Origin of the sequence: Anaeroplasma bactoclasticum, assembly GCF_003550015.1 — a bacterium.
Taxonomy (GTDB): domain Bacteria; phylum Bacillota_I; class Bacilli_A; order Acholeplasmatales; family Anaeroplasmataceae; genus Anaeroplasma; species Anaeroplasma bactoclasticum.
Genome location: NZ_QXEV01000011.1, coordinates 1 through 24407, shown reverse-complemented (window position 1 = coordinate 24407; position 24407 = coordinate 1). Strand labels below are relative to the sequence as shown.

At 30.4% G+C, this 24407-nt stretch carries 23 protein-coding genes and 2 pseudogenes; 2 read left to right on the top strand and 23 right to left on the bottom strand.

Annotated features, from left to right (window positions below; translation table 11 throughout):
- Positions 1 to 31: 31 nt before the first annotated feature.
- The 5 genes from EI71_RS05785 to rny all read right to left on the bottom strand — a co-directional run bounded on the left by EI71_RS05785 (position 32) and on the right by rny (position 5333).
- Positions 32 to 1036: a hypothetical protein gene (locus EI71_RS05785; protein WP_147387568.1), complete on the bottom strand. Its 1005-nt coding sequence runs from the start codon at positions 1034 to 1036 to the stop codon at positions 32 to 34.
- A 126-nt stretch (positions 1037 to 1162) separates the two neighbouring features.
- A complete protein-coding gene (locus EI71_RS05780; RefSeq protein WP_162849809.1) occupies positions 1163 to 1459 on the bottom strand; it encodes a YlbF family regulator in 297 nt (98 codons plus the stop codon).
- Positions 1452 to 2879, bottom strand: a complete 1428-nt coding sequence (gene miaB, locus EI71_RS05775) for a tRNA (N6-isopentenyl adenosine(37)-C2)-methylthiotransferase MiaB (protein ID WP_119016308.1) — start codon at positions 2877 to 2879, stop codon at positions 1452 to 1454. The genes EI71_RS05780 and miaB overlap by 8 nt, the downstream gene beginning before the upstream one ends.
- 71 nt (positions 2880 to 2950) lie before the next feature.
- A complete protein-coding gene (locus tag EI71_RS05770) occupies positions 2951 to 3712 on the bottom strand; it encodes a TIGR00282 family metallophosphoesterase (protein WP_162849808.1) in 762 nt (253 codons plus the stop codon).
- 52 nt (positions 3713 to 3764) lie between these two features.
- Complete coding sequence (gene rny / locus EI71_RS05765; RefSeq protein WP_119016306.1) at positions 3765 to 5333, bottom strand: ribonuclease Y; 1569 nt, start codon at positions 5331 to 5333, stop codon at positions 3765 to 3767.
- A 191-nt stretch (positions 5334 to 5524) separates the two neighbouring features.
- Here rny and EI71_RS05760 point away from each other — a divergent pair, with 191 nt between their 5' ends.
- The gene (locus tag EI71_RS05760) at positions 5525 to 6271 is read left to right on the top strand and encodes a hypothetical protein (RefSeq protein WP_119016305.1); all 747 of its coding nucleotides are present in this window, start codon (positions 5525 to 5527) and stop codon (positions 6269 to 6271) included.
- A gap of 45 nt (positions 6272 to 6316) precedes the next feature.
- Here EI71_RS05760 and EI71_RS05755 read toward each other — a convergent pair whose 3' ends face one another.
- The 6 genes from EI71_RS05755 to EI71_RS10360 all read right to left on the bottom strand — a co-directional run bounded on the left by EI71_RS05755 (position 6317) and on the right by EI71_RS10360 (position 11987).
- Positions 6317 to 7066 carry a hypothetical protein gene (locus tag EI71_RS05755; RefSeq protein WP_119016304.1) on the bottom strand — a complete coding sequence of 250 codons (750 nt, stop codon included), beginning with the start codon at positions 7064 to 7066 and terminating at the stop codon, positions 6317 to 6319.
- A gap of 69 nt (positions 7067 to 7135) precedes the next feature.
- Positions 7136 to 8605, bottom strand: a complete 1470-nt coding sequence (locus EI71_RS05750; protein ID WP_162849807.1) for a phytoene desaturase family protein — start codon at positions 8603 to 8605, stop codon at positions 7136 to 7138.
- A gap of 30 nt (positions 8606 to 8635) precedes the next feature.
- Positions 8636 to 9496, bottom strand: coding sequence for an HAD-IIB family hydrolase (locus EI71_RS05745; protein ID WP_162849806.1), 861 nt, complete (start codon positions 9494 to 9496; stop codon positions 8636 to 8638).
- Positions 9497 to 9553: 57 nt separating this feature from the next.
- Entirely contained in the window at positions 9554 to 10357 is an 804-nt protein-coding gene (locus EI71_RS05740) for a shikimate dehydrogenase family protein (protein ID WP_119016301.1), read from the bottom strand.
- Positions 10358 to 10367: 10 nt separating this feature from the next.
- Positions 10368 to 11756 (bottom strand): spermidine synthase, encoded by a 1389-nt coding sequence (locus tag EI71_RS05735; RefSeq protein ID WP_211321054.1) that lies wholly within the window; start codon positions 11754 to 11756, stop codon positions 10368 to 10370.
- 9 nt (positions 11757 to 11765) lie between these two features.
- Complete coding sequence (locus EI71_RS10360) at positions 11766 to 11987, bottom strand: hypothetical protein (protein WP_211321053.1); 222 nt, start codon at positions 11985 to 11987, stop codon at positions 11766 to 11768.
- A gap of 126 nt (positions 11988 to 12113) precedes the next feature.
- Here EI71_RS10360 and EI71_RS05730 point away from each other — a divergent pair, with 126 nt between their 5' ends.
- Positions 12114 to 13736, top strand: coding sequence for a glycoside hydrolase family 13 protein (locus EI71_RS05730; protein ID WP_119016300.1), 1623 nt, complete (start codon positions 12114 to 12116; stop codon positions 13734 to 13736).
- Between the two features lie 27 nt (positions 13737 to 13763).
- Here the strand turns inward: EI71_RS05730 and EI71_RS05725 are convergent, their stop codons facing one another.
- The 12 genes and pseudogenes from EI71_RS05725 to EI71_RS05675 form a co-directional block, all read right to left on the bottom strand.
- Positions 13764 to 14687: an SDR family NAD(P)-dependent oxidoreductase gene (locus EI71_RS05725; RefSeq protein ID WP_119016299.1), complete on the bottom strand. Its 924-nt coding sequence runs from the start codon at positions 14685 to 14687 to the stop codon at positions 13764 to 13766.
- Between the two features lie 90 nt (positions 14688 to 14777).
- Positions 14778 to 15887, bottom strand: a complete 1110-nt coding sequence (locus EI71_RS05720) for a mechanosensitive ion channel family protein (RefSeq protein ID WP_162849805.1) — start codon at positions 15885 to 15887, stop codon at positions 14778 to 14780.
- Positions 15888 to 15898: 11 nt separating this feature from the next.
- Positions 15899 to 16447, bottom strand: a complete 549-nt coding sequence (locus tag EI71_RS05715; protein ID WP_119016297.1) for a hypothetical protein — start codon at positions 16445 to 16447, stop codon at positions 15899 to 15901.
- Positions 16448 to 16553: 106 nt separating this feature from the next.
- Positions 16554 to 17303 carry a hypothetical protein gene (locus tag EI71_RS05710; RefSeq protein WP_211321052.1) on the bottom strand — a complete coding sequence of 250 codons (750 nt, stop codon included), beginning with the start codon at positions 17301 to 17303 and terminating at the stop codon, positions 16554 to 16556.
- 22 nt (positions 17304 to 17325) lie between these two features.
- Positions 17326 to 19533, bottom strand: coding sequence for a bifunctional diguanylate cyclase/phosphodiesterase (locus EI71_RS05705; protein ID WP_119016295.1), 2208 nt, complete (start codon positions 19531 to 19533; stop codon positions 17326 to 17328).
- 101 nt (positions 19534 to 19634) lie between these two features.
- On the bottom strand, positions 19635 to 20951 hold the full coding sequence (locus EI71_RS05700) for an HD-GYP domain-containing protein (RefSeq protein ID WP_119016294.1): 1317 nt from the start codon (positions 20949 to 20951) through the stop codon (positions 19635 to 19637).
- 111 nt (positions 20952 to 21062) lie between these two features.
- On the bottom strand, positions 21063 to 21569 hold the full coding sequence (locus EI71_RS05695; RefSeq protein WP_119016293.1) for a DUF6935 domain-containing protein: 507 nt from the start codon (positions 21567 to 21569) through the stop codon (positions 21063 to 21065).
- Between the two features lie 76 nt (positions 21570 to 21645).
- Positions 21646 to 22167 (bottom strand): NUDIX domain-containing protein, encoded by a 522-nt coding sequence (locus EI71_RS05690; RefSeq protein ID WP_162849814.1) that lies wholly within the window; start codon positions 22165 to 22167, stop codon positions 21646 to 21648.
- A gap of 14 nt (positions 22168 to 22181) precedes the next feature.
- Entirely contained in the window at positions 22182 to 22757 is a 576-nt protein-coding gene (locus tag EI71_RS05685; protein WP_425453577.1) for a CatB-related O-acetyltransferase, read from the bottom strand.
- 120 nt (positions 22758 to 22877) lie between these two features.
- Positions 22878 to 23060, bottom strand: a pseudogene (locus tag EI71_RS10535) (helix-turn-helix transcriptional regulator); the annotation flags it as partial.
- Positions 23061 to 23596: 536 nt separating this feature from the next.
- Entirely contained in the window at positions 23597 to 24067 is a 471-nt protein-coding gene (locus EI71_RS05680) for a hypothetical protein (RefSeq protein ID WP_119016290.1), read from the bottom strand.
- Positions 24068 to 24227: 160 nt separating this feature from the next.
- Positions 24228 to 24407: pseudogene (locus EI71_RS05675) on the bottom strand ([FeFe] hydrogenase H-cluster maturation GTPase HydF); the annotation flags it as partial.

Genomic DNA, 24407 nt, shown 5'->3' with positions numbered 1-24407 from the left:
AAAAAATCCTGGAAAACCAGGATTTATGAATTTATTCCTCACAATCTACAATTGTTAAATCATTTAATACTTCTTTTGGATAGTAATTCTCATTATTTAAGCTATTTGAAATGTAATAAAGCAATGAAAAATCAGGCCTTGCTAAAGGTAAATATTCATCATTTAGATTGATTCCTTCTATTTTCTTATATTCATCACTCATTTCTAAGGCTCTATCTAATTGATTAGAACCATTTAATACATATGCCTCATAATATCCAAAGGATGTTTGCCTTGTTCTATCATAATCCATCTTTTTAGTAACTATACCATTATTAAACTCTAAGCCTATTTGATTATTCATTGCAAGAACAATATAGGTATCATCCTTCTTATATCCAGTAGTATAACAAAGATTAAAATAGTTTTCCTCATAAATACAATTTCCTATACTTTCACTAAGTAGGGTATTCATATATTCTTCATTAGAGGACAATAAAAAATATCCCTTTGTTTTTCCACTTACCTGCTTCTTTGGATAATAATCGTAATGGTAGAATGCTCTAGATTTTACACCATAACGTTGATAATCCAAGCTATCCATAGGAAAGCTATTATAGCTAATGGAATATAGAACAGTATAACTATTATCCACCTTAGCTGTTTCCATAGAGATTACTCCTCTTTCCTCTCCTTCAATCCACATGCTTTCAAAATAGGATAGATTAAATGTGCTAAAATCAATAGTTACTTTCTTATATATCTTTACACAATCCTCATTTAGATGATTAGCTCCATGATATGAATAGTTTGTGGTTGTGGTTAAGGATTTGTATTCCTTTTTTATATCCTCTTCCTTTTTAAATGTAGTACCATTTAAAAAATCATCCTTTTGAATTGATTCAAGCTTAGTAAATCCTTCTACATTAATAGCTTCAGCGATTATGTTATTAGGTTCCTCATTAATTTGTGATAAATCCTGCTTTGCACAAGCCCCTAATGACAAAGATAAAATACTTGTTGCAATAGGCAACATAAATTTAACTAGTTTTCTCATAATCATTTACTCTCCTTACACTATATAAACGATTAAAAATAGAAATTTTTATAAATGTTTTCTATAATTTTAAAAAAATGGATGAGTTGCTCATCCATTAATTGTTTTTTGAAGTTCTTCTTCAATTCAGCTTGATGCATCCTTAAGCTTTGTACCTACAATTTCAATTAATTCTAGGTATTCTTCTACAAATGGAAGATCAAGTAGATGCATCTTAGCATTCTTATATTCTTCTAAATACATTTGATACTGATTATCCTGATGAAATTCTTTAGATGAAACTAAATTCTTTTGAATCCTTTTAATCTCATTAAAGGATTTTTTTATTTCTTCATTCGTATCAATATATTTTTCTAATTCTTTTATTCTTTTAACCTCAGGGAGGTTTGAAAAGTATTCCTTTAAAGGAGAAATATTACTCACAAAGCTCACCAATCATGAACCAAGTTTTAGCCTCAGTTACTTTTACATTAACAATCTTACCAACTAAAGATGTATCTGTACTCTTAAAATGAGTAAGCTTGTTGTGTTCAGAATATCCACACATCATGCCTTCACCATTTTTAGATTCGCCATCGACTAATACCTTAACAACTCTACCTAAAAATCTTTCATGACCCTTTAGGTAGCCTTCATTTGTTACCTCAATAAGACGGTTTAATCTTTCCTTCTTTTCTTCTTCAGGGGTATTATCTATCATACGAGCTGCAGGAGTACCTTCTCTTTTAGAATAAATAAAAGTAAATGCTCCCTCAAAGCCTGCCTCATGGCATAAATCTAATGTGTGTAAGAATTGTTCTTCTGTTTCATTAGGGAAGCCAACAATAATATCTGTAGTAATAGAAATATCAGGAACAAGCTCTCTTAGCTTATTAATCTTTTCCATATATACTTCATGAGTATATTTTCTATTCATGATTTTTAAGATATCATTATCTCCACTTTGTACAGGAAGATGCAAGTGTGGCATTACACTCTTACAATCTCTCATAGCCTCCATAGTTTTTAAATCTAAGTCTCTTGGGTGGCTGGTAGTATAACGAATTCTTTCAATTCCAGTCTTATCTAAATCATATAATAGATCACCAAATGTGTAATCAAGACCTAAATCCTTACCATAGGCATTAACATTTTGGCCTAGTAGAGTAACTTCCTTATAGCCATGAGCTACTAAATCCTTAACCTCTTCAATAATAGCATCCTTACTACGGCTTCTTTCTCTACCTCTAGTATATGGAACAATACAATAAGTACAGAACTCATCACAGCCATACATAATATTTACCCAAGCCTTATGTGTAGATGCTCTATGCTTTGGAGCATCCTCTAAAATATTACCCTCGTTGGATAACACCTCTACTACCTTGGCTTTTGTCATATATGCTTCATAGATTAAATCTGGTAAATGGTCTCTATTATGTGTACCAAAGATAATATCTACATCATAAGAATTAATAATCTTCTCTGTTGCAGATTCTTCCTGTGGCATACAGCCACAAATACCTACAAGTAGATCTGGATTATCTCTTTTTCTCCCCTTAAGCTGGCCTAAAACACCCCAGATTCTTTGTTCTGCATTTTCTCTTATGGCACATGTATTTAATAATACTAAATCTGCATCTAGTGGATTATCTGCAAGCTTATAGCCAATTTCTTCTAATATACCTGCCATAACCTCACTATCTGCCTCATTTCCCTGACAGCCATAGGTGTAGATATAGTATAATTTACCTTTTCCTAAATTCTGATATTTATTATTCATTTTGTAATGGATAGTTTCTATATCCAAGTTACGTCTAAGTTTTGCCTCTTTTAAAGATGGCATTGCCTTTACATTTTTCATTATTATCACCACGCTAGTCGATTATACAATAAAAAGAAAAGGAATTTCAAGATAAAATTCCTCTTCCATTATTAAAGTGTATATTTTTTATTAATTCTAGTAATGGTATTCTTAATACCAAAATCTAAGATTACACCATTTAACATAAATTCATTACCAGGTGCACATTTTAATGGCTCAAACATTCCTGTTCTAAATCTTTGAATAACCATATCCTTATCATCACCTAAAATAGATTCATAGGCACCACACATTCCCATATCTGTAATGAAGCATGTATTATTATATACCTGCTCATCTGCAGTTTGGGTATGGGTATGAGAACCTAAAATAGCATCTACCTTGCCTGAAAAATCATAAAAGAAGGCTTTCTTTTCACTTGTTGCATCCCCATGGAAATCAACAATAATATAATCCGCTTCTATTTTTTCTAATAGATTATCCATTGTTTTAAATGGATCATCTAGTGGTGTATATGTATATACTCTTCCTAATAAATTTATGATTGCGATAATCTTATCATTATATTTAATATATAATATATCTTTACCATAAGAGGTATTTAAGTTTGCAGGGCGTACAATAGTTGCATCATCGATATAATTTTTAATTTCAGATTTAGAAAACGTATGGTTTCCCATAGACATACCAGCAATACCCAAAGCCTTTAATTGCTTGTAATGCTTTTCTGTCATACCCTTTCCACCACTTACATTTTCTGCATTCACTAAAACTAAATTAATTTTATATTCCTGCTTTAATGCTTCTAAATTATTCTTTAAGACATCAATTGTTCTTTCACCAACAATATCTCCTAAATATAATATTCTCATAATTACCTCCTTAAATTTTCAAAAAAAGGGTGACATTACTCACCCTTTTTTCTTACTTAGCAACATCCACTGAACGGATTTCACGGATTACTGTTACCTTAATCGTACCAGGGTAGGATAATTTATTCTCAATTTCCTCCTTGATTTGACGGGCAATAGTAATTGTAGATAAATCATCAACCTCTTCAGGGTTAACGATAACTCTAACCTCTCTACCTGCCTGAATAGCAAAGGATGTTTTAACACCCTTAATACTATTTGAAATAGCTTCAAGATTCTCAAGTCTCTTTGTGTAATTTTCTAAAGAATCACTACGAGCACCTGGTCTAGCTGAAGATAATGCATCTGCAGCAGCAACCAAAACTGCAATAATAGATTTTGGAGCAACATCCTCATGATGGGATGCGATTGCATCAATAACCTCTTTAGGCTCATGATACTTTGTAGCAAGCTCTACACCGATTTCAACATGGCTTCCTTCAATCTCATGATCGACAGCCTTACCAATATCGTGTAATAATCCTGCACGTCTTGCCAATATTTCATTTTCTCCAATTTCCGATGCAAGCTTTCCTGCTAGCATTGCTGTTTCAATAGAATGCTTTAGGACGTTTTGGCCATAACTTGTACGGAAGTTCAAACGACCAATCAATCTTACCAAATCTGGATGAATCTTACCGATACCTGTTTTAAATACGGCATCCTCACCCATTTCTCTGATAACCATTTCAACTTCACCGCGGCATCTATCTACGACCTCTTCAATTCTTGCTGGATGGATTCTACCATCAGATACTAAAATTTCTAAGGATCGCTTTGCGATTTCACGGCGGACAGGGTCAAATCCAGACAGTACTACGGCTTCAGGTGTATCATCAATAATTAAATCAACACCAGTTAGAGACTCAATTGCACGGATATTTCTACCTTCACGACCAATAATTCTACCCTTTAGTTCCTCAGAAGGAAGTGAAACAGTAGTTACTGTAGCCTCTCCAGCAGTCTCTCCAGCATACTTTTGAATTGCAAGTGCTAAGATATTCTTAGACTTTGACTTTACTTCAAGTCTAGCACGCTCTTCTTCCTCTTTGATATATGTTGCAACTTCAACCTTCATGGATTCACGAACAGTATCCATTACAACCTTACGTGCTTCTTCTCTAGTAAGTCCAGCAATTTCTACAAGCTTTTGTTCCTGAGCCTTTAGTATTGCTTCTACCTTATTATTTTGTTGTTCTAATTCTGCTTTCTTTTCATCAATCTTATTCTCTTTGGAATTTAACATCTCTTCACGGCGGTCTAGGTTTGTAGCACGACGATCAAGAGTATCCTCACGCTGATTTAGTTTATTCTCTAATTCAACAACAGTGGATTTTCTTTCTTTAATATCCTGCTCAGCTTCAGCCTTTAATGCCTGAATCTCAGCCTTTCCTTCAAGAATACGTTCTTTCTTTGCTTTTTCAGCCTCTGCATCTGCATCAGCTAAAATTCTTTCAGCTTCTTGCTTTGCTGAAGCAATAGTCTTATCATTCTTTTTTATACGAACGAAATATCCTACAAAAACTCCAGCAGCTGACCCCAAAACAATAAGGACAGACAATAAAATGTGTAACCAATCCATTTTATTTGGCCTCCCTATTATATTCCTCGAGTTTTCGCAAACTCTAGTCTTATTATACTTTTTTTGAAAACGTTAGTCAATGAAGATATGGACAAATATGAAAGTATTTTCTTAAGTAAATGGACAAATTTAATTTAATCATTTTATTTTATAATCTTTTTGATATAATAGTTTTATACGAGGTGAATTTTATGTCGTACAAAGCAAAAAGAATAAACGATAACAAGAAAAAAAAGGAACCAAAAGACCCTAATAAATTTCATTTAGGCAGAAACTTAGGAACCTATTTAATTATGATTGGTGGTATCATAGGATTACTACTAATTATTGGAGCTATAGTTCTTACAGTACAATTTATAAAGGTAAATACAGGGAACAAGGTTTATCCATACCAAGATGAAGATCATCAGGAATTAATTATAGATCCTGTTTTTGTTGAATATAAGGATTTCCAATTATTTGATGTTAAGCTTGAAGCAGTATCCATTGATACACATGATGCCAAAAAGGCAACCTTTGACTTATATGTTGTTAAAAATGAAAACTCACCAGAATTAATTCCAATTCGTTATTCAAATAATACTTTTACTAAAACTGCTGATTCTACATATAGAGCTTATGCTTCTATTTGTGTAGCTGCAGATAAGGTTGGAGTTTGTAATTATTCTTCAAGCTATTCCTATATTACAAAATCTAGTATAGAAAGCACATTTGAAAATACTACCAAAAAAACAATTACTGTTTCATTTAAAGATGGTGAAGAATTCCCAATGAAGGCAGAAGGAAGCTTAATTCCTGTTACTGTAAATGCACCAGAGGCTTATGTATTATTAGTATTCCTAACTGAAGAAAAGGGTAATGAGGTTTTAAACTTCTATGTAATCCATTTCAGCTATGATGATTACTATGTTACAGGTAAAACTTCTCCAGCAATTTAAAGACAAAAAGAAAGAGAGATTTCGACGATGAAATCTCTTTTTTTCTTATGCCTCTTTATATTTAATATTTTCAGCAACTAAATGTACATTTAAATCAGAATCAGCTAATTCTTCCTTAGTCTCACCAATACCACTTAAAAGTACTGCTCCTTGGAATGCTGTAATAAACTTATTGAAGTCTACTGCTACAACAATTCTTGCAGCATAATCAACAACAACCTCTTCCTTTTGATCTGCATCAAAGAAATTAAATCCAAAGAATCCTTCAACCTGCTTATTGAAAGGAACAAGCTTCATCATAATTGTAATATCCTTTTCCTTAGCATAGGCTAAAATATCATCCCTGTTTGTTTTAATGAATTCATATAATGTAGAAACTCCTTCATTATATGGTAGGAAAAAGAATTTAACATCATCATTTTCAATTTCTTTAAATTCTTTAGTTTCCTCTTTTAAGGTATCTCTTTCCTTTTTAACAGCTTCAACGTCTACTGGTGTATCCTTAAAATATTCTTTATACTTTTCATAATCAACTAAAAAGTTATCGATATGATAAGTGTTTTCAGAGCCCAAAATTGTGAAGCCCTTTTTCGTTAATAATTCTTGGAATTCTTTTACATAATCCTTATCCAATGTAACCTCTAAAACATAATTTGTTGTAGCGGCTAAAGGTGGAATTTGTAAATATTCACTATAACGGTTTAATACAGAAGCATAGCTTCTTCTTAAACCCTTTTTATTAAATAATTTTAAATTCCTTTCAAATATAGGAATATTAATTTCAACTGTTGCCATAATATAAAACCTCTTTTTCTAAAACATCATAAATTTATTATATCAGTTTTTCTTAATTTCGCAATAAAATCATAGCTTATAATTCAATCCTTCCTTAAATAAAATTAAGGAAGCAGAAAACTTACCAGATACTGCCGCAACTCCAGTACCACCAGGAAGCATTAGCCACTGATTAGCTATAATTACATTATCTAATCCATCGATAAATGCACTTCTTGATACCTGGGGTACCTTAGGAGTTAAAGCATAGGTCATAAATGAGCCTTTATATGAATTATTATATCTTTCATAGGTAAGTGGAGTTAATACATCTATAAGCTCAAAATCATTTGTTTGATAATATTCCATAAGCTTATTTTTAAAGAATTCTCCTACCATTTGTTTAAAGCTTTGATATTCTTCTTTAGACATAGCTTTGATTATTTCATAATCATCCTCATAGGTTGTAAGATAAACCTGGACGGTAGAATATCCATTAGTAATTAATTCCTCATCATAGCCATATTGTCTTATGGACAAGGCGTCTCCTTTAATACCTTTAAAATTATATTCTTCTATTTTCTTTATTACTGCAATATCCATATTGCTAAAATTCATCTTAGTTCTATAGGATGCGATTACATAGCTATAGGTTGGATATTTCTCTTTATTATTATCATATTCCTTAAAAGGAGTTAAATTATATTTACCTTTTAAAATATGATTATCTAAATAATGAATATCACATGCAGGAATAATATAATCTGCATAATACTTCTTCCCATCTTCAAGCATAATTCCTATTGCTTTAGTATCCTCAATTAGGATTTCATCCACTGGACTATTATAATAAATTTTACCACCTAAGGATAAATATTTATTTAATATTCCATCTCTCATCCTCTTACTGCATCCCTTAGGGATTGAAGAATTTCCATTAGTGAAATTAGAAATTGTTTGAATGAAATAAAATGCACTAAAGTGCTCATTCACTAAACAATTCTTTAAAGCATATTTAATGACTTCACTATGAAATCTATCTGCAACCTCGCCAATAGATAAGGAAAGATAATATCTCATCTTACGCATAATATTCATATCCATTTTTAATTCTTTTGGATCTATTAGCTCATATGGAATATCCGATGGTATTTCCATAATACCCATTTGTCTTACTGCATCTATAAATATTTTGCATTCTAAATCATCATCTTTCGAATATTTATAAAATTCTTTTTCTAGGCTATCTATATCCATATACCAATGGAAAACATTCCCTTGGTATTCAACAGTACAAAAGGAATTTGGATGAATCATTTCTGTTTTAGAATCTATTGCACCTAATTCCTTCCAAATCTTATTTAATCTTGTACCATCCTTAGACCCTTGCATCCAGTGCATGCAGCCATCGATGATAGAATTTTTTCTTTTCCATATAGTTAAAAATCCACCAGCATAGGAATTCTTTTCATAAATAGTTACATCAAAACCATTTTTTAAAAGATATATACCACTAGCTAGTCCAGAAATTCCTGCACCTATAATTGCAACACTTTTCATAAGGCCCTCCTTTTTGAAAAAAGACCACAATTATTTTGTGGTCTTCAGATAGTCTTCTAATTCATAAACATAATTGATTTCTCCAGAGGCATGCTCTCTTACATAGCTTGGAGCACTTTTCATAGCAAAGCTATTTTTAAAGGCATCTAGCATAGGAATATCATTTCCAGAATCTCCAACAACAATAACCTCATCATCACTAATATTGGATCTTTGGAATAATTCTCTTAAGGATTCTGCCTTATTGGTACCCTTAGCTACAATTTCAACAGCTGTACCAGATTCAAAGAATTCATAATAATCACCTAAGATATTACGCATTCTTTCTGCAAATTCCTTTGCCTTTTGCATACCCTTTTTATTGTTTTCAGAAAAGCCAAATAAAGGCATTACCTTATATACCTTAGAATTTGGATCCTCTAGCATTCTATTTATTCTTTTTCTACCAAATCTTGAAAACTCATAATATGCTCCTTGCATCTTTAAGCCTAATAAAGCGAATGGAGTAAAAATCGATGGGAAGTGGATTAAATCGATTAGCATACCTTTAAAATTACCCATTAATACAACAGAGACTATATTTTTATCCTTATCAAATTCCTTAAATAAATCAGGAATTTCTTTTTTATCTAATGCATTTTCTCTTATAAGTTCACCATCATGAACAATAAATGCACCACTACAGCCAACCATAGAAAGCTTTCTTTTGGATTTGATTCTTTTTTCAATTTTTTCTGCAATACTTCTATTTCTACCTGTAACTAATACAATTTCAACATCACTATTTACTAGCTTTTTTAAAAACTTTCGATTCTTACTTTTAAGTAAGCGAAGCTTTCTTTTGGGATAGAATAAAGTACCATCTAAATCAGTCGCAATTGCACGAATCATACTATCACACTCCATCGATATATTTATTATAAAACAAAAGATGGATAAAAATCCATCCTATTTAGCTAATTTTTGGTATTCTTCAAATAATTCCTTTGCGAGCTTCGCATTCTTTTTTAAACCTAAGAAATAGCAATCTGCATAATATGCCTGATAAAATAGCATTGCCTCCCCATTACAAATCGTTTTTCCATTCACTAAAGCTAAGCGTAAAAACTCACTAACCTTAGGCTCATAAATTAAATCTACTGCCGCATTACATAATTTAATTAAATCCTCAGATACAGGAGATTTACCCTCTGTTTTATGCATACCAACACCAGTACAGTTAATAATAACATCATATGGCTTATTCTCTATTTCATCTAGTGGAGTAAAGCCATTAAATTCTTTATATACATTAAGTAGGCCTTCTTTATTTAAATCATATGCAAATACATTCGCATTCGCATCGATTAGCTTCTTTATAACGCTTCTTCCAACTCCACCACTACCTAGGACTAATATATTTTTATTTTCTACTAGAATATTATTATTCTCAAGCATTAACATAAATCCCATACCATCTGTGTTATAGCCAGATTTAATTCTTGCATCAATTGTATTTACAGCACCAAATGTGCTGGCATCATCAAGTACATTATCTAAATAAGGAATACAAGATAGTTTATAAGGAATAGTAACATTTAATGTATCATATTCCTTTAATACCTTAGGAAACTTCTTATCAAATTCATCTATATCAATAGATACCTTATCATATGTGCATTCAATACTTAATTTATTTAATATAAATGTATGCATCTTGGGACTTAAGGATTTAGATACATCCTTACCTACTACTGCCATTTTTAATTTCATATCTTATACCTTAGAATAATTCTCCATTCATTACCATATCAATGATTTCAGAAATACTCTTTCCTTTCAATTTTCCTCTATAATACTCTAATTCATCAAAAATCATATCATCAAGTACATCCATACCTAAAAGCTCAACAGGAGCCTTATCATCAGTTAAGATATATGGTTTATCCTCTACATAAACCAAATTATCCTTAATAAATGTTAAATGATTCTTTAAATCAATATTTTCAACCTTTGTTAAATTGTTATTTAAGGATTCCTTTAAATCAAATCCATTACAAGCAAATAATTCTCTATTCGTTCCACAATCTACAGTATATGCATTATTAAATACATTTTTGATAGTACCACATAAATAATCTACGATTCCGCCTTCCTTGTTGGTTTTCATATTCATATTTACTACCATAACTCCACCAGGATTTAAATGATCCCCAACAATAGTAAAGAATTCCAAACTAGACATTTGAAAAGGAATCGTAATATCTTGATATGCATCTACCATGATAATATCATATTTCTTATCACAGTTAGTTATATAGCTTCTACCATCCATGGTATAAGCATTTACTTCCTTTGGTAAATCAAAATATTCATAAGCTAAATCGACAATTTTTTGATCAATTTCAACTCCATCGATTCTTAAATTATTATAATAATTCATACTTTCTGTTGCGAAAGTACCAGTACCAAGGCCCAAAATTAATACATCTACAGTACCATCATCATCTTGTACCATAGAATTTGCTGCAAGGGCATAATCATAATACATATGGGTCATTTCATTGGTTTTCATCTTTATAGACTGTACATCAAATAATACATTAGTAGATAAAATTACACGATCGCTTTTATCTTCTACTCTTAAATAATTATAAATAGATTCACCCTCATAAATTGTACTATTTGTCCAAAATGCTATTCCTGTTGCCTTAGCACCAAAAATAGATGAAACAAAAATAGTTAAAGAAAATATAGAAAATAATATTTCTCTTTTAAGCTTTGGTCTTACTGCGAATGTATATACCAAGCATATCGCAAATAATACTCCTGCAAATATAATAAATGTTAAGGATGTACCTATATATGGAATAGTTACGAAGGTTGGCATAAATGTACCAATAATAGAACCAATTGTATTTAATGCTTCTATTGTACCTACAACCTTACCATTCTCATTTAAATTACCAACTGCAAACTTAATTAGGTTTGGTGTTACCATACCTAATACTAATAGTGGGAATACAAATACTACTAAGCAGGATAGGAATGCTGCCCAAACTAAAAAATTAGATCCTAGTGGGCTTGCAGCTAAAAGTAATGCAATTCCTGCAATAATATATTTACCAGTTACAGGGATAAGACAAATCCATGCAGCAGCTATAAATATCATTAAAAATAATTAATCTGGGTTTTTATATTTATCTGCCATCTTTCCACCCAAGATATTACCAATTGCCATCGCAATCATTACTGTACCAATAATGATTGTGTATACAACCTGGCTAGAAGAAAAATATGGTGCCATTAATCTTGATGCACCAAGCTCTATTGCCATTACACTCATTCCACAAAAGAATCCAGTAATGTACAAAAAGAACTTCTTTAAGCCAATACTTTTCATAAACATCCTCCAAAAACTCACTCAATTTAGGTTGATTATATCACAAATCCTAAAAGTTATGCCATTTTTCTTTCACAATAATTTATAAACATGCTAAAATGATATTAGTAAAACGAGGAGGAGTATATGGAAAGAAAATGGTGGCATGATAAATTTGTTTATCAGATTTATCCAAAAAGCTTCAAGGATTCCAATAATGATGGAATTGGAGATATTAAAGGAATCATTGAAAAGCTTGATTATTTAAAGAATTTAGGTGTAGATATTTTATGGTTAACCCCATTTTTTACATCTCCAATGGTAGATAATGGCTATGATATAGCTGATTATTGTGATATCAATCCATTATTTGGTACTATGGCAGATATGGATTTATTAATTGAAGAGGCTAAAAAAAGAGAAATCTATATTATGATGGATATGGTTGCAAACCATTGTTCGAATAAGCATAGATGGTTCCAAGAAGCTATTAAATCTAAGGATAATCCATATCATGATTATTTTATTTTTAGAGATAAGCCCATACATCCAGAGCATAGATCTTGCTTTGGTGGAGAGGCTTGGGAATATGTTGAATCCTTAAATCAATATTATTTCCATGAATTTGCTAAAGAACAACCAGATTTAAATTTTGATAATCCAAAGATTATGGAAGAAATTGAAAATGCAATTAATTTCTGGATGAAAAAGGGTATAAGAGGAATTCGATTTGATGTTATCCATATGATTGGAAAGCAAATAGATAATGGAATTTATGGATATGGTCCAAAATTACATGAAAGAGTACAGGAATTATATAGAACAAGCTATGGTAATTATGACATTATCACTGTAGGTGAGGCTTGGGGCTCACTTGATGATGCAAAGGATTTCACATTACCAGAAAGACATGAATTCAATATGGTATTTCAATTTGAATGTACTTCTTCTACAAATGATAATTCCAAGCATGGTAAATTTACACCAAAGCCTATTGATATGAAATTCTGTAAGGATACATGGATTAAATATCAATATGGTTTAAATGATTGCTCATGGAATGCATTATTTGTAGAAAATCATGACTTAGGTAGATGTATTAATCGTTTTGGTAGCCTTGAGTATAAAAATGAATCTGCCAAAGCGATAGCCACTATGGTTTATTTACAAAAGGGAACTCCATATATTTACCAAGGACAAGAAATTGGTATGACTAATATAAGAATGGATTCTTTAGATGATTATGATGATGTAGAGGTTCATGGAGCATATAAGGATTTCGTTTTAACCTTAAAGGATATTACTCATGAGGATTTCATGGAAGCATGCTTTAAGGAAGCTAGAGATAATAATAGAATTCCATTCCAATGGGATGATAGTATTAATGCAGGCTTCAACAAGGGGGCAAAGCCTTGGCTTAAAATCAATAAGGATTATAAAGAGGTTAATGCTAAGGTAGAAGAAAATGATCCAAAATCTATCCTATCCTTCTATAAAGAATTAATACGCTTAAGAAAGAATCCACTTTATAAGGATACATTTGTCTATGGTAAATTTATTGCAATAGATGAAGATAATAAAGATATATTCTTATTTAAAAGAGAATATAATAATCAATCCATCATTGTTTTAGTAAATATGAAGGATAAGGAAATAGCTTATAATTTACCTCATAGTATTAATAAGGTATTATTAAAGAATTATGATAAGGAATATAATAATACAAATATTACCTTATCTCCATATGAAGCAATAGTCTATTTAGAATAAAGAAAAAACGCAGTCAAACTGCGTTTTTTAAATGTCCTTATTTGTTATTGTAATAATACCTTTCGTATGAACAATTAATCTTTCAATATCATTATAAGCCTTCTTCTTTAGCTTATTTAGTTTTGGCTTACCCCAGCCCTTAAATGGACCATTAGGTCCAATTAAGCTACCACTTCTAATTTTATTTGTAAGTGCATAAGGTATAGATAATGCACCCTTTTCAGGCTTCATGAATATATTCGCAAGTGGTTTAAATATTCTCATATACCATGGCTTAAACATTTCCATTAAAAGATTTGTTTTTACAATTCCTGGATGAGTCATGATCGTTACTATATTACTATCCATTAATTTATTTGCCATATAAATAGAATATTTTGTTATACAAAGCTTACTTCTTGAATAGACCTTAAGAGGTCTTTTTTTCTTTTTGTCAAAAAGGAAATCATTATAATTAATCTTACCCCATTTATAAGAGATAGATGTTGTATTAATTAGCTTTACCTCATGAGGTAATGTTTGCAGGTATGGAAGTAATCTTTCAATAAGTAAATAAGTACCTAAATAGTTTGTACCCATGACCATATTATAGCCATCTATAGTTTTGTTCTTATCACTTTTAAATACTCCTGCATTATTAACAAAGCCATAAACATCAATTTTATTTCTTTTAATTCTTGCCGCAAATTTCTTAATTGAATCAAAGCTAGATAAATCTAAAGGATAGATTTGAATATTCGCATTTGGAAATTCAAATAGCATTTCCTTTTTTATCTCCTCTGCCTTTTCTTGATTTCTTACAGCCATAATTACATTTGCTCCTAAGAATAAAAGCTCTTCTAATGCTTTTAAGCCAACACCAGAGGTTGCACCTGTAAGAACAATTGTCTTTCCATCTAAGCTTTGACATTTCTTATTTAGATATTTTTTAGTTTTTTCCTTTAATTCCATAAAAATACCTCGCTTAATTAATTTTAGCACAAATTCATAAAGTGGATTTATGAAAGAGTTTACCAATAGAAAAAGATGCAATATCGCATCTTAGTTTTCTTCTATTCCTAAAGACTCTTTTCTTTGACCATCTAAGAATTCTTCCGATTTCTTTTCCGCTGTTTTTGTTGTCTTTAGGTGATTTGGATCTGGTTTATTTACAGTAACTTGTGGGAATGGAATTGTAATATCATGATCATGTAAGAAGATTAAGAAATTACGATTAAGCTCACGCTCAATTTGGAATCTATCTTCTTCTAGACAGGTAGTAACAAATCTTAAGATTACAGAAGAATCTGACATAGAAGATACACCCTTATAAAATGGTCCTTTAATAATTCCATGAATACCATATACAATTTCATCCATATTTTCAGAAACTAAAGCTTCTACCTTTTTAATATTTTCATTATAGCCAATACCAATTTCATTTACTGCAACACTATAGGAATTAGTTAAATTCACTACAGTTGCGATATCGGAGTTTTGAATTAGCTTAACATTACCACCAACATCTTCTATTTTGGTAGATTTTAAGCCAATCTCTTTAACTTTACCTCTAAAGCCATCAATTACTACAATATCTCCAACCTCAAATGCATTATCTACTACCAAGAAGATTCCTGCAACAATATCAGAGATTAAGGATTGACATCCTAAACCTATGATTAATGCGACAATACCTAAACCAGCTAAAATAGTTAATACATCTACGCCCCATACCATTAGAATACGGATTAAGGCTACAATGATAATAATCCATTTTAATAAGGAAAATGAGATAGAAATGAAGGTTGCAACCTTCTTATTTTTCATACCAACACCTTTTCTTATTACCTTAAGTAAGAATATTGCTAGTAATGTTAAAATAATGGTTAATCCTGTATGTATCCAAGAGGTTGTAGTTTTGCAAAACCAATCACCAATAGAGGAAATAAATGTATTTTCTTCTCCATTATTTAATAAATCTTTACCAAAAATATTCTTAGAAAATAGAATAAGAATGACAATAGCTATTCCTATTATTGCTAAACCCCAAGCTCTAATCTTACGGAAGGCTCTTTTTCTTCTTCTACTTTTCGCTTCCTTTGTTTGTATTTCTATTAACTTTTCTTGTACACGTACCTTCTTTTTGGAAGGTGCTTTTTTCTTTTCTTGCATATAATCCCCCATTAATATATCTTAATAACATCTGATGTATAATAATAAGCCTTTGTGCCATATTGAGCCGAATATACAACTAAAGTATAACTACCAGCCTCTAGATTTTCAAATTCACCATTAAATGTTCCATATCCCTGTATTATTGTTTTAGCTAAGGATTCTTTATTTTCATTTTCTATATCACAATACATACTAATGCCATATGGGTTTGTAAAGCTAAAGGAATAACTAATTGTATTTCGATGGATTACCTCTATTTTAGGGTTAGTAACTGTAGGTGTAAAGGAATTATTCATCATCATAGAAAATATAATCGCAACAAAGAAGGTTAAAAATCCTATGGATGAAATACCTACACCTGTTACCATACCTATTGTTTTTGATTTTGATTTAGCTTTTACATCAAACCCATCAAATTCATTATAATGATTCCATTCATTTGTTTCATATATTTCATTTAAATCATCATATATTTCTTTAGATTCGTCTTTTAAATAATTAGCCTCATCTAAAATAAGAGGGATATTTCTTATATCTTTATTTTCTTCATTTTGCATCATCATCCCTCCTTCAAACAAAAAATATTATATCATAATAGAGTGTATTTAAAAATCATTTTTAAAGAAAAAAGACAATCCACTATAAATAGTAGATTGTCAAGTTTTAACCTCTTTCTAAGATGTCATGTGGGGATATTACACCCAAGACTGGTTCATATTTATCTCCTGAATCTGTTACAATTAAAAGCTCTATTTTACCCTTATTTGTTCTTTTAAATGCTTGAGATAAAATATCTAATTTTGTATCCTTAGCTACAAATTCATATCTTATACCATCATTCATATCTAGATATAGGAATTGCTTAATATCCTTCATTTTTGTATGCTCATCAATAGTAACTCCCTTTCTACTTTTCATAATATGAATGAATGCTTTACCATTAAACATACCAATAACCTTTTTCTCATTTAAAATAGGAACATTTGTAATTCCCTTTTCTAGCATCTTAGTTGCGATAACTGTAACTAAGGAATTTTTAGTTGCATATAAAAGCCTTGAAAAAGGAACACATACATCTAATGCTCTTTTTTGTTCTTCTAAGGCTTTAATTTCTGATTCTAAAAACTCTATAGTATCATCATTTACTGTAAATGGTTCGTCATCACCCATTTCATCATGAGCTAATATATTTCTCATTTGACGTACAGTAGAATATTTTTCACTTCTTGCCTTCTTTTTAGGGTCTTCGGATTTTTTTAATTGATTTTCGAATACCCAAATAGGAGAATCCTGAGGTCTAGCTTTAACCGTACAGGATAAAACAGATTCTAATTTTTTATATAAATTTAAAAATAATTCATTATTCTTTTCCAAGAATACCACATCCTTTAATACATTATAATTTTTAAACAAAAGAAGGCTTGTGCCTTCTTTTTTAGATTATTGCCTTAGAAACAGTATATTTTCCAGTTTCGATTCCATCATCAATATCCGCTACAGGTAGTGGCTTACCAAATAGGTATCCTTGAAGTCTACCACAGCCAACTACATTCAAGAATTCTGCTTGTTCCTTTGTTTCAACACCCTCAGTTAGAGTCTTCATTCCAACCTTCTTAGCTAAATCTACAACACTCTTAATGATATCCTTAGATTTAGGGTTTGTATCAAAGCTAGATAAGAATTTCATATCAATCTTTAATACATCAAATCTATAATCCTTTAATACATTTAAACTGGAATAGCCAGAGCCAAAATCATCAAGCCAGATTGCAAAGCCAAGCTCATGGAAGCGGTCCATGGATTGCTTTAGAATATCCATATTATCTGTTAAGGCACTTTCTGTAACCTCTACATGGATATAGTCTCTTGGAACATTATATTTAGTTACTAAATCATTTAATACAGTAACAGCATCCATAAGCTCAAAGTCTAGTCTAGAGAAATTTAAGGATACCGGAACAAATGGCTTACCACTATCCATATGGCTTCTTAAATCCTTGCATACACTTTCAAAGATTGCAACATCAAGCTTATGAATTAATCTATGCTCTTCTAAGATAGGAATAAAATCACCTGGAGATAGGAAGCCATATTTAGGGTCAATCCAACGGGCTAGTGCTTCGCATCCACAAAGTTCTTTTGTATCACTCCATACAACTGGCTGATAATATGGTCTAATCCAGCCTTCCTGTACAGCTTGATCAATATGATTAACAATATATTGTCTCTTATGGTATTTCTTATGTGTTTCTTCATCATATTCACTATAATAAATACCATATTTATGACGAATTAAGCCTGAGGCATATCTTGCCTTATCTATAGCTCTTCTTGGGTCTTCATCATTTCTTGTTGAAATATATCCTCCAACCTTTAATTCTAAATAAATATCATAAATACCTGAATTTAATAATTTATTTAATTCAGCTAATCTTTCATGTAGATTATCATTGGAAGCCAAGCACACAAAGTGGTCATCGGCTTGTCTTGCAACAACATCTCCTTCAAATATTCTTTCTAATTCCTTAGCAAAGGATTTTAAGAATACATTACCTTCTGCAAAGCCCTTTTGATCATTAAATGTTTTAAAGTTTTCAATATTTATAAATAAGAATGTATAGCCACTAATATCCTTTAGTGGATTTGCCATAATTTCTTTAGCCTTATTTTCTAAATAATATAAATTATGAATACCAGTTAATTCATCATGTTCTGCAGCATACTCTAAGGATTCTGATTTTTCTCCTTCTCTTACACGCTGCTGATAAATCGTTACTGTAACTACAACTAAGGAAATTAAGAAGGTAATATAATTAACCTTTTCACCATCTGCAAATACTCTATTTGCTCTATTTACATCTAAAAGTGCATAGAACACCATGAAAATTGAGGTTAGCAAAGTAATAGAAATATATGGCTTCCAAATTAGTAAGCAACCAACATAAATTACCATAGTTAAGAAGCATAGCATAGATTTGATTTCGTATTCTCCATCACTATTAGGCTTTGGAAGTCCATTACCCTGCTTAAACTTTGAGAAGAAATCAGAATATCCAACCTTTATACCAAAGGCAAGACACATAAGTGCAAACATTACAACAACTACAATCGATATTCCATAGCTATTTTGTTTATGCTTCATAAAATATAAGGTATGTAATACGATAAATACTCCAAGTAAGAAGGCAAATAAATAGAATGCTAATACGCCTTCATTACTAATTCTGTCGTTTAAATTATCCCATGAAGTAAATTGAGATATTTCTTTTATGATTAATAAAGAATATGTAATCAATAATCCACCAAATATAAATGGGAGAATATAAGACTTCCTTGAAGTACTCTTTTTTAAATAGAACACGCCAAATATCATCATTGCAATAGAGGCAATTATAAATAACCAGAATAATGATGTATTTTTGAATATCGCATCAAACCAGTTCTTTCCTTCATTGATTGCTGGAACGACATATTTATTTGTACTTCTAATAATCATCCAAACTTCAATTACAAACACAACAGCACACATATAAATAGAGCTTCTGATGTTTGCCTCATTTAGATGCCTAGAAACATATTTGGAATTCTTCCTGAAACCAAGTATATTTCTAATTTGGTTCCAAACTGTTTGTAAGGTTTGCATAATATCGCCCTTCCTTATTTATTATAAAAATCGTAATAACCTCTATATCATTATAAAATAAAATATAAACAATTACAAATGAATTAAATGAAACAAGTGTATTATTCTTTACTACTTGCGATAGAAATAAATTTATCTTTAACATTATTAAATACTTCTACAATGCTTGGGTCAAAATGAGTACCACTATCTTTTAATATAATATCTACTGCCTCTAAAGGAGGCATAGCCTTTTTATAGCATCTTTCTGATGTTAGAGCATCATATACATCGGCTATTGCCATGATTCTACCAGAAAGTGGAATATTTTCTTCCTTTAATCCATAAGGATATCCAAGCCCATTCCACTTTTCATGGTGGGATATTGCAATATCATATGCGACCTCTAAGAATTCCTTATCGCCTAAATCATTTAATATATTATCAATGATTTCTCCACCCTTAACGGTATGAATTTTCATTTTTTCAAATTCTTCATCTGTAAGCTTCCCCTTTTTACATAATATTAAATCACTTACAGCAATTTTACCAATATCATGAAGTGGTGCAGCATTAATAATTATTTCAGAAACCTTATCGGTTAATACATCCTTATATTTATCCTTCTTTTTCATTTCATTAACTAATATAGAAACATATTCCTTAGTTCTTTTTATATGCTCCCCAGTTTCTAAATCTCTAGATTCAATAATATCTGCCAAATGCATAATTACTCCATTTTGCATAGAAGATCTAGCTAAGATTTCATCTTGTACCTGTTTGCTTAATATAATTTGTTCATTTACCATGAAGGTATTTCTTTTCGCAATGGCGAGTCCTATATAATCAATTGCAGCTACAATGAGCATTCTTGGAATTACATAATGAAGTAATATAATCCAGCCTCTATTCGTTTTTAATATATTCACTCTATTTTCAAAAATAGAAGCCTCTTCTTCCGTTAATGGCTTTAATAAATTTGCATCATATATACCAAATAAATAAGCACCATAAACAGATAAAATAATTATAAGCATCGATGCAATAAATATAATTATTGTCATCAATTTTTGGTTTTTATATTGGGCTGCCATCAAGGTTGGAAATACTAATACTAATACTGCCTGGAAAGACAAGGCAACACATAGTATTAACATACTAAAGAAGGCAGAGGTAATAATAAACCATTTGAAGTGTTTATTTTCTAATATATTATTCTTCTTTAAAGCTTTTTCACCAATTAAATAAGCTAAAACAGGAATAAGAAAAAAAACAATTACACAGGATAAGGATATACGAACTATACTCTTATTTAAATTAAATACTCCTATTTCATTTAATATGAATGCAATAATGGAAATTATTGCCATAATTCCCATGAAATATATATTAAATAGATTGGCTTTCTTTTCAGCTTCTAAATATAGCTTTTCTTCCACAAAACCACCTCATAACTCATAATTTTAAATGAATATCTTATATTTCATTATAACATTATTTTATTAATCAAAAAAGAAAAAATGGTGAATTTTCACCATTTATTCGATAAATTATGCCCAAGGATCTTCTGCCTTTGGAATTCTTATATCTGCAAGGCATACAAAGTCTCTAATAAACCACTGTCCTGTAGATGGCTTTTTTCTTAATTTAATTTCACGCTCTGAATCAGCTCCAACAGATTTTACCCATAATACTGCATAGTTTTCTTCTGTAAATGAATATGGATTTTGTCTTACTGTAATTGTATAAGGTACTCCTGGTGTATAGCCATTATCTACACTAGCTCCTCTAAAGAAGGAATATGGCTTATATTCTTTACCATTTAAACGGTCATGTAAGAATTGCTTATCCATTACAGATAATGGTTCTGGTCCTCTTAATACATTTAGCATTTCATAGCAAGCCTCTTTATTTAGCTTATAAGTACAAAGGACAAGTAATGCTAAAGCTGCAGTTTTAAATGGACTATCTAAAGAAGCTTCTGGAATTCTTAATAATTCATCCTTCCCTCTAGGTAAATCTCTAAATTGAAAAGTATACTCCTGATTGTATTGCATATTTTATTTTTTCCTCCATCGTATTTTTATTTATTATAACACGATTATTAAAAAAAGTGGAACTAGTTCCACAATTTTACTTCATATTATCTAAAATCTCTTTTGCTTTCTTTAATACAGGAACTTCTCTATTTGCGATGAGCCTACCTATTTTAGTATCTCTATTCTTTTCATATAAAGATAAAGCTTCTTCATATTTTAATTTAATAGTAGATAAATGCCATAAATTAATTTCATCTTCTGTCATATGTTTATTCCCAAAGGATTTAATTTCGCATAAGAAATAATGATTAATATTATGTCTATGTATTTGATTGTAATAATCACTTACAATACCAATTTTAGATATGATATTTACTTCTACCCCTAATTCTTCACTTAATTCTCTTTTTATTGCTAAATCTAATGCCTCATCTATATCTACTCCTCCGCCAGAGGTTTCGATATAGGATGCCTTACCAAAATCATCATCTCTATCAACCTTAACAAAATAAAAATCATCCTCTAAATATACAATCGCACGAGCGATTGTTCTATCATGAGAAGTATATTCAAAAGGCCACTCATTATCTTCTAAGCTCATATTTAATTCTTCTATTTCCATACAACCACCTATTTTAATAATGCTTCTAATTCTTCTTTAGTAGGATTTGCCTTTGTAATGATAGGAATAATCTTTTGGATTTCATCTACACTTTTATCCCACCATTTTAGTTCTTCTAAGATTTTAATAATATCATCACTAAATCTCATTTTCTTTACTCTACATGGATTACCACAACATATAGAATATGCTGGTAAATCTTTTGTCACAACAGAATCAGCACCTATAATTACCCCATTACCAATATGAACTCCAGGTAAAACTGTAACATTTTGCCCAATCCAGCAATCATTACCAACGATAGTATCCCCTTTAAATGGTAAATCAGATATTTTGGGAGACTCTTGTTTCCAACCATCCATTACATAAAATGGAAATGTAGTTGCTGCATTCATTTGATGATTTGCTCCATTCATAATGAATTCAATATTATTACCAATTTGACAAAACTTACCAATAATTAATTTGTCACCTAAAAATTCATAATGATGAGTTACTCTTGCTTCAAAATCCTTACCACTATAATAGGAATAATCACCAACAATAATATTACTCCTTGTAATTGTTGGTTTTATATTTTTCATATTATAAATTCCAGCCTTAGGGTATGTATAATTGGGGTCAGGTACTTTGATATTTCTGATTCCCTTTTCATCTATAATAGGAGAACTAGAATCTTTTACTAAAGAGTCAAATAACTCGTTTACATCAACATCAAACTTACGAATTAATAATTCAAGCTTATCTTGGCTCATATCATTAACGCCTTTTTCTATCTTATTAATTGTAGATCTAGATGTATAGCCTAATTCTTTTGCAAACTCATCTTGATTTAAACCTGTTTTCTTTCTAATTTCTTTTATTTTTTCACCAAATTTATTTTCCATATTAAATCCTTCCATATATTAACAATATATCATTTTTAATATAAATAATCAACAAATCTACAATATATTATTGAATGCATACTATAAAAATGGTATGATTATATTGCCATATTTTTATGGTTCATTTTAGGAGGAGACAACAGAATGTTAAACTTCTACTCGGAGGAAACAACGGGTAGTTAGGAGGTATTAGGTGGATTACCTAATAATTCTTATTGTGATAATGGAATTACTCATTATCATGAATAAGAAGAACTATCGATAGATAGGATCTTAACTTGAAGTTGTTTCTTCCAAAATGAGAAAAGGGATGATTGCAGTCATCCCTTTTCGTTTTCTTAACTCTACTTGTCCCTCAAGACAATTATAGTATAGCATATTTTTATATTTATTCAATAAGAAACCATTAAACTTTTGTCCTCGCTAATGAGAAAAGGGATGATTGCAGTCATCCCTTTTCGCTTTTCTTAACTTAAAGTTGTCTCCGTAGACACTTATAGTATAGCATATTTTTGTATATATTCAATAAGTGATTATTACTCCTGAAAGAATCTTGCAATTCTATGGATATCTATACATACATAAAAGAATAATGCTACACTTGCACCACCAATTAACCATCCCTTAGCATAAGGATTAGTTAATAATAGATTTGCCATAACAATTAATGCAATTGCAAAGGCATATTTTAATATTCTTAATGGCCATAAAACATAAGGAATTACCCTAGGTCTATACATTATTTCTCTAAAGAAAAAGATTAAATAATAAGATAAGGAAACATAGCATAAATAAGATACAGAAACTATACTAAAAATACCTTTTCTATAAACTAATGAAATTGTTATTAATACTGCTATAAGTATAACTAAAAGGATGTGTATAAAAATTTTAATTCTTTTTCTTGATTCTGGATTTGCTTCCATTTTACCAATTTCACAACATACTGGTCCAAGACAATCCAATAGCTCAAGAATTCCAAAAATAATCTCAGCAATTAAATCCATAATATCTCCCACCTTCGAATTAGATTATATCATAACAAGATGAAAATAACTATTTTTTTAAATAATCTTCTTTTACAAATATTTTTTATGAAGTTATAATGGAATAATTAATTGGAATTTACAAGTAAAAGAAAAGTGGAACAAAAATGTTCCACAAGTTCTAATCCTTATAAATAGGTTTTATACTTCTATTTAATATTCCATTCATATGAGCAATAGATGTACCATAATTTGTAAATGGGATATTGGCTTTTTTGGCCATAAGCATTCTAGATTCTATTTCCTTATCATTTAGCATACAACCACCGCAGTGGATGATTAGGCTATAGCTAGATAAGTC